At 35.0% G+C, this 7643-nt stretch carries 6 protein-coding genes; 2 read left to right on the forward strand and 4 right to left on the reverse strand.

Annotated features, from left to right (window positions below; all coding sequences use genetic code 11):
- Positions 1-51 precede the first annotated feature (51 nt).
- Entirely contained in the window at positions 52-1020 is a 969-nt protein-coding gene (locus tag CALSC_RS15065; RefSeq protein ID WP_088242144.1) for an acetamidase/formamidase family protein, read from the reverse strand.
- 204 nt (positions 1021-1224) lie between these two features.
- On the opposite strand from CALSC_RS15065, the gene CALSC_RS28050 reads away from it, so the two are divergent.
- Both CALSC_RS28050 and CALSC_RS15075 read left to right on the forward strand, forming a co-directional pair.
- Complete coding sequence (locus CALSC_RS28050; protein WP_327331456.1) at positions 1225-1398, forward strand: hypothetical protein; 174 nt, start codon at positions 1225-1227, stop codon at positions 1396-1398.
- A gap of 256 nt (positions 1399-1654) precedes the next feature.
- Positions 1655-2458 (forward strand): hypothetical protein, encoded by an 804-nt coding sequence (locus CALSC_RS15075; RefSeq protein WP_088242145.1) that lies wholly within the window; start codon positions 1655-1657, stop codon positions 2456-2458.
- Positions 2459-2803: 345 nt separating this feature from the next.
- On the opposite strand, the gene CALSC_RS15080 is transcribed toward CALSC_RS15075, so the two are convergent.
- From CALSC_RS15080 to CALSC_RS15090, 3 genes are all read right to left on the reverse strand, one after another.
- Positions 2804-3547, reverse strand: coding sequence for a DevA family ABC transporter ATP-binding protein (locus tag CALSC_RS15080; RefSeq protein WP_088242146.1), 744 nt, complete (start codon positions 3545-3547; stop codon positions 2804-2806).
- Between the two features lie 482 nt (positions 3548-4029).
- Complete coding sequence (gene devC, locus CALSC_RS15085) at positions 4030-5187, reverse strand: ABC transporter permease DevC (RefSeq protein ID WP_088242147.1); 1158 nt, start codon at positions 5185-5187, stop codon at positions 4030-4032.
- A gap of 41 nt (positions 5188-5228) precedes the next feature.
- Positions 5229-6656: an HlyD family efflux transporter periplasmic adaptor subunit gene (locus tag CALSC_RS15090; RefSeq protein WP_088242148.1), complete on the reverse strand. Its 1428-nt coding sequence runs from the start codon at positions 6654-6656 to the stop codon at positions 5229-5231.
- Positions 6657-7643 lie beyond the last annotated feature (987 nt).

The raw sequence follows: 7643 nt of genomic DNA on the forward strand, positions 1-7643 counted from the left end.
ATTAGTTTAGTTATTGGTTACCATGTATTTTCATTTCCCCCCGATTACTATTTAAAATAACCGGGTAGCTTTAGGCAAGATGGATTTAGCAAGCATTCCATGAACGCCTTTTTGGGGAATGTTGACAGCTTGGGTGATATGGAAATTTACTGCTAAACTACACAATACATAGGCATCTTCAGCAGATACTTGGGCAAACTGGACTAAAAAAGCGATCGCATTTTGCAAAGCCATTTCTAAAGCTGCATCCAATGTGTCACCAAACCCCATTGTGATGATATCAGTTGGAGTTTCAGCAATTGGTGTTGTCAGCTGCAAATCTGGACGCACAGTAAGCTTAATAGTACCATTCATGGAAGTTTCAATCGCAGTTACATTTACCTCCCCATCTCCTTGAACTGCATGTCCATCACCAATGGAAAATAATCCACCGGGAACAAACACAGGTAAAAATAACCTAGAACCCGCTTGTAAGTAACGATTATCTATATTGCCACCATAACATCCAGGGGGGATAGAAGAGCGATCACCCTGGGGGGTAGCCACACCGAGAATACCAAAAAATGGTTTCAAGGGAATTTTAATCCCGCTACCTATGGGAAATTCTACAATTTGATTTTCTAAATCTAGGGGTATAAATCTCAAAGCTGATTCAGTAAATTGATGGGGTAAAACTCCCCAACCTTGACGAATAGCATTGAAACCTATGGGTAAACTGGGGATAATAGTCTCTAATTTTACCTCCAATACATCTCCTGGTTTCGCCCCTCGGATATAAATTGGTCCTGTCAGTAAATGGGGTCCCCCTGCAATTTTCCTATGTGGTGGGAGATGTTGGCAAATATCAAGCAGTGCTGGGGTCATAAACTCAGGTGGTGCTTGTTCATACACATAGTAACCAGTGTAAGTTTCCACACTTACCCTATCTCCAGAGTCTATCGTCAATGTTGGTTCTAATAGATCAGAGAATCCACCCACATGTACTGTTTTTTTACTTGCATGAAGAATATGGTCAGCCATTGTAGTTATAGCGCTACGCGTAAGTAAGTAGGTCGGCGTAAAAAAGTATTGTTTGGATAAGGCAGGGGGAACAATGGTTTTAGGCTTATTTACTTTTCTTTAATAAATTAATGATGGGGGATTCAGATGAAATAGGTAAGAATTAAGGGAGGGATGTATTCCTAGTATACCAGATACGGAATCAGTAAATTTTCGGAATTTGATTTGTTCCAAACAAAAGGTGGATGGGGACATAATGCTTACCCAAATCAACTTTGCGGCATATCATCATCCTGGGAATATAGTTTGGCGTTTAACCTAGATAGTTTGATTGCTAAAGACAAAATTATACATATTAAAGAACACCACACACCTCTCTACAGCGTTGAAGCTTTTTAAGTATAGAGACGAAATTGTTACTACCAATGGTGAGAATAATACTTGTCACACAGGAGCTTACCTAGGAGATAGCTTGCATGAAGGAGCCATAACTTCTGCAATCCGAGTAGCAAAACTGCTGACATTAGGGGCTTGTTTTCACTAAACGGTATTCCCTTGATCAAAAATACTGACAATACAGCTAGATAGTACCTCAATTTTGGGCATCCTATATATCAGAAGTTTATATCAGAAGTTAATTTTGAGGGTGCTAGTCATGCCTAGTTTAATTTTTGCCACCCAAACTCCAAGAAAGAATATGAATAAGGCTTCCCAGGAAGTTCCTACTAGCAATAATTTTATGCCTCAAGTTATTGTTGCTACTTCAGGTATATTAACAATAATAATTATTGCTTTGATTGTCTATGGTAACATTAAGTTCAAAAGTTTGAATAAAAAAATCAAATTTGAAAAATTTAAGACAAAACAACTAGAGAAAAAAATTAAATTAGCTTTAGACACAATTCGCAAAATGGAAACCAATCCCGATCTAATTCACTCACGGGAATTTAATTTAGATTATTTGCGGATGCGAATGTTGGAAGAAGTATTTCATTTTGCAATTGTTAATCAAATAAAAATTAAACTAAAAGAACAAATATCTCAAGTTTTACGTGCCAGCCAAGCTCAAGAAGGTGTGGTTGGTATTGCCAGCAATTCTGGGCGTAAAATCAATACAACTTTTGACATTGAGCATGAAACAGGCTCCCCTCCTAATGTTTCTAAAAGAATATTATTTCGGATCCAAGTTAAGTTAATGAAGTTACCAACACAAACCACGTCTGCTACTATTAGTCAAATTATTGATTGTGTGGAAACTTATCTCAGTCCTGAAGATGAACAGGATACTTGGCAGCCGACAATTCAAGGTAGAATTGTTTATATACACTGGGATCAGAAAGCTAAACCCACACCACTATTAGTGTTAGAGCAAACTAATGAAGGAGTAAATGTGACTTTTCGTACTAATCGTAAAAGAAGTGATATTGGCAGTAATAAAAAAAGTTTATTTAGCAAATAAAATATATTTCAATACTTTCGATATTTGAACTTTAATTTAAATGAACTCATATTTTTGTATCAAGTATAGTTAATTTATTTTCTTGTCTCAGAATCAGTGAATGTACAGTCACTTAGTTCTACGCAATTGACTATTTTGACTGAACTATATTATGTTATAACACTACGCATATAAGTTAATACATTGTTGAAGCAGCAAACCTATGAACAGTAAACTTATTAATTATTACTTATTACTTGCGCATAGCGCTATATATGCTGCTTTCAATAATGATAAAAACCCAACATATTCCGTTGGGTTTGATTGCGAATATAATCAATTTAAGAGTTGAAGCATTTCGCCAACTTAGCAAGAATATGAGTGATTATTTGTAGCCTCAGACTCATATGCAATTGCTCCAGTTTGGGAATTTCGGACTAAACAACCATCTTCCATATCTACAATCCGATCAGCAATGTCTAAAATTCTATTGTCATGAGTTACTAATAAAATTGACGTTCCTTGTTCTTTAGCTAGTTTCTGCATCAATTCCACTACATCACGTCCCGATTGTTTATCCAATGCTGCTGTAGGTTCATCTGCTAATACTAGTGATGGATGATTGACAAGAGCCCGAGCGATGGCTATCCTTTGTTTTTGTCCTCCAGAAAGATTGTCAGGGAAAAAATCAACATATTCCCCCAAGCCCACAGCTGCTAGCATGGTTTGTGATTTAGAAATAGCATCAATTTGGGAAATATCTTTTTCTAATTCAACTGCCATTTGTACGTTTTGTCTAGCACTCAAGAAACCTAACAAGTTGTGAGCTTGAAAGATAAAACCAATATTACGTCGAATTTGTACTAGTTCTGTCTGGCTGGCTCCAAATAATTCCCGTCCTGAAAATTTTAAGCTTCCTTGCTGTACAGAACGTAAGCCACCTATCAAGCTCAATAATGTAGTTTTTCCTGAGCCAGATGGCCCTGTCATAATGACAATTTCTCCAGAATTAATTTCCAGATTAATGTCAAATAAAATTTGCCTTTTGAGAGAACCTTTACCATAATAATGGTTAAGATTCTTAACTGAAATTACAGCTTCTTGTGTCATCAAAACATTAGTTTTCATAGTTAATTACTTACAAGTAATGATATTGATATACATCAGGTTTAATTAATATAAATATTTCCCATAATCATTATTACTATATTAATATTGCATAATATGTTTGTGGTAATCAAAATTACAAAAAACATCTAAGTCAATAATTGATGACGATTAATTATGTCTGAGTTATATAAAGCTCTAGGGCTATTTGATTAGCATTGACAAAATATTAAATAAAATACATTCACTTTGATAAATATAGTTTGAGAAAATAGATTTAGGTCAATGGGAAAGAAGAGGTAACTTGTAAATTCCAAAACACTTATTGACTTACTAGTAATAAAATGTCCAGCCCTATCAAATATATTTTTGGTAAACCTAATAGCTGGTGGACGTGACCCCTGGAAGAGGTCACGCGAGGGCTGGGCATTTTCTTTTTTGGATCTCTCTTATGGCTTCTCTTTCCTTCCTCCGACTCCCTGCGTTTAAAAAATATCTGCTGGATCAGCATGACGTAGTCTACGCACAGCTATAGAACCAGAGAAAAAACACATAATAATGGTTAGTATTAATACTAGAAAAGCACGACTTAAACTCATAAATACTGGTAGAAGTGTTGCAGATTTTGCACTTTCATACAAAAATAAACTGAATATAACTCCTGGGATATATCCTAATAAAGCTAAAATCAAAGCCTCTTGTAAAATGACTATCAATAAATATTTTTGTGTATATCCTATAGCTTTGAGAGTAGCATACTCAGTTAAATGATCTGCTACTTCTGTATACAAAATTTGGTAAACAATAACGATGCCGACAATAAAGCCCATGATTGTACCTAAAGTAAAAATAAAGCCAATAGCTGTACTACTTGCCCAGAAATTTCTCTCAAATTCAATATATTCTTGTTTTGTTAAAACTTTGACATCTTTGGATAAATATTTTTTTAATTGCTGAGCAACTAATTGAGGATTTTCTCCTGGTTTTAATTTAATTAAACCAAGATCAATTAAACCTCTTTGACGATGATTAAAAATTCGCAAAAAATTAACATCACTAGTGATTAAATTACCATCTGCACCAAAGGATGCACCTAAGGTAAATAATCCTCCTACTTTAATTAATCTTCTCCTTACCTCTGCTGTAACCAGCTTACCTTTGTCAAATTGAGCGGCAATTGGCCCATATTCTTGGCGAGAAGAGCGGTCATATAAAACTACATTTGGTAGTTGAGTTTTCTCAAGATTCTCTGCAATTCCTGGTAGGTTTAAAATTTTATTTTTGGGATTAATGCCAATAATTAATAAGTTGCGAGGAATGCCATTAATAGGGTTCTTCCAACTTGTGTAATCTAAATATATAGGATATACAGCTTCAACAGACTTTAAATCTTTGGCTTTATATAATCTCCGTTGAGAAAATCTCTTCATTGATAGTAAAGCGCTAGATTTAGAATTAATTAAAACAATATCACCATTTAAACTGCTATGAAAACGGACATTACTGTAGTATAAAGAATCTCGAAATCCCAATTGCATAAACATTAAAATATCAGCAAAAGCAATCCCTGCTAGAGCTACTGCTAGACGAGTTTTTTCACGTTTGATTTGTAGCCATGCTAAAGGTATTTTTTTGCCAAACATTTGCAAGTTTTCCTGATTATGGATAAATAATTAACAAAAAATTAGATGAAAATTTGGATTAAGACTTTTGCATTGGTTAAACCTGCAACACGATCGCTATCTTGAGGAGGTAAGGAAATTTTTACTTCTATAACTCTGGCATCTACATCCGCAGCTGGATCATTGTTGAGTACATTTTTTTTGCCAATTTTTCTGCCAATTTCATTCACAGTTCCCTGTAGCTCTCCACTAAAAGCACCATTCTCACTCGTAATAGTGGCTGATTGACCTAAACGCACTTTACTAATACTATCTTCAGGAACCTCTGCTACCACAATCATTTGATCGGTGCGTCCAATTTCGGCGATTCCATTTGTTCCCATGGTTTCCCCGGGTTTGGTGTGAATTTTCAGAATTTCTCCAGATATGGGTGCTGAAACATAGCTTAAACGTAGTTCTGCTTCAGCTTTTTTATTACCAGCGATCGCATTATTCAATTGAGCTTGCGCCATCTGGAAATTACTGGGACGAATATCTCTAATCCGGTTGAATCTAGCTTGTTGTTCTTGAATTTGTCTTTGTAAAGTTGCGATGGTTTGATTGCGACTAGCCCTAGCTTCGTTAATTTGCTGTTGTAAAGTCGCAATTGTTTTGGTTCGGTTAGCTCTAGCTTCGTTAATTTGCTGTTTTAAAGTCGCAACAGTCTGGTTACGATTAGCTTGACTTTCTCTCAACTGTTGCGTAGCTTGTTCCGCATTTAATTGTCTGCGATCGCGTTCTTGTTGAGAAATCGCTCCGGCTTTATGCAACATTCTATACCGTTTTAGATCAATCTGAGCATTACGTTGTTCTGCCCTCATTTTTGCTACAGTAGCTCTAAAAGCATTTTTTTGACCTTGTAATTCTTCTTCTAAGCGTTGTACAAATGCTTGTTGAGCAACCTTTTCTGCACTTAACTGAGACACTAAACGATTAATGACTGCTTGTTGAGCCTGCATCTCTCCACGTAATTGAGCCTTTAAGCGAGCAATTACAGCCGATTGAGCTTGTAAATCCCTTGGTGAACCGGCTTTTACATTTGCTAAATTAGCCCGTGCTTCTTGCAGTTTTGCTTTTGCTTCTTCTAATACAGCTTGATTACTGCCATGATTATCAAGCACAGCAATTACTTCGCCTTGTTGGACTCTTTGTCCCTCTTTGACTAAAATTCGATCTACCCGAGATGAAGCTTGGACTCCGGTAGTAGGTGCAGATAGTTTAATGACTGCACCTCTTGGTTCTAAACGTCCTATAGCATTGACACTATTAGTTGCTGGTTGATTAGCGGCAGGTTGATTCAACTTAGTTAGCTGCTCCAGTCTCACTAAAGTTAATACCCCACCTGCGATCGCTACTGGTATGATTATGGCAAGACCCCACAAAACTTTTCGTTTTTCTGATTGTTCTGATATCTGTTCTCTTAATTGTGGTTCTTCACTCACCCTTGACATATGATTTTGCCCATTTCTTTATAATGTTTTGCTAGGTTAAAAACCTTCTGTGGTGCAATTAAATCTGGTCAAAGACGGTTGTTTGCTTTCAGACTTAACCCAATCAAATAACCACAGAAAATACAATTCAGATGTATAAATTAGTCATCTATATTTTTGTAAATGACTAAACTATTTACATAGAAATAGAACACAATTAATTTTTATGAGTTAGGATTAACAGCAACTTTATATCCTGGCCAAAAATACTGCTGTATATATTGTTTACAATCTGATATCAATAAAAGGATGAAAGTAATTAGCATGATTACACATGCAAATCTAACTCACATTATGACGTTGACAGTCTAATTACTCCTCTGTAATTTAAATGATACTTAAGGGGATGAAATACACCTGGCTGTTTGAAGTGATGCCATAGAGTATTAAGGCATAATAATGTTTGTTAACAATAAAAACTGATAATGATAGAAGACTTGAGTAAATATGGACGGACTGAATATTTAGCTTAAAGTAATAATATTTTGGTTGTATATAACCAAAATATTCATGAAAAATTGCCCAAAATTTTATCTTTATAGAATTAGCAAAGTACGTTAGGATATTTTTGAATACTTAAACCTATGAACAGTAAACTTATTACTTAGTTACTTATTACTTGCGCGCAGCGCTATATGCTTTTAGCTTTTATCTAACTCCACTTAACTCTAATTACATAAATTCTACATTTATAAGTTGGCAGAAAACGTAACAGAGCCTACATATAGAATCACTAGAGAGCAATAATTTTATAATCAGCAAAAATGAATATTTTAATACTTTAAATATTTAGTATTGATTTATATCTAAATTTTTTTTATATGAAATCCACATAATCAATTTTAGGTGAGTTGAGATATTTACTCATGCTCACCTAAAATTGATTGAGTTTGCCTAGGGAATAAATAATTCAATGCTGGACTCAATATGACGGAAAAAGAAAAGGAT

The sequence above is a fragment of the Calothrix rhizosoleniae SC01 genome, assembly GCF_900185595.1.
Taxonomy (GTDB): domain Bacteria; phylum Cyanobacteriota; class Cyanobacteriia; order Cyanobacteriales; family Nostocaceae; genus Calothrix_A; species Calothrix_A rhizosoleniae.

What these genes read in the sequence shown, in the direction of transcription:
- CALSC_RS15065 (WP_088242144.1), bottom strand. Translation starts at nt 1,020, where the DNA reads ATGGCTGACCATATTCTTCATGCAAGTAAAAAAACAGTACATGTGGGT.
- CALSC_RS15080 (WP_088242146.1), bottom strand. Translation starts at nt 3,547, where the DNA reads ATGACACAAGAAGCTGTAATTTCAGTTAAGAATCTTAACCATTATTAT.
- CALSC_RS15075 (WP_088242145.1), top strand. Translation starts at nt 1,655, where the DNA reads ATGCCTAGTTTAATTTTTGCCACCCAAACTCCAAGAAAGAATATGAAT.
- CALSC_RS15090 (WP_088242148.1), bottom strand. Translation starts at nt 6,656, where the DNA reads ATGTCAAGGGTGAGTGAAGAACCACAATTAAGAGAACAGATATCAGAA.
- devC (WP_088242147.1), bottom strand. Translation starts at nt 5,187, where the DNA reads ATGTTTGGCAAAAAAATACCTTTAGCATGGCTACAAATCAAACGTGAA.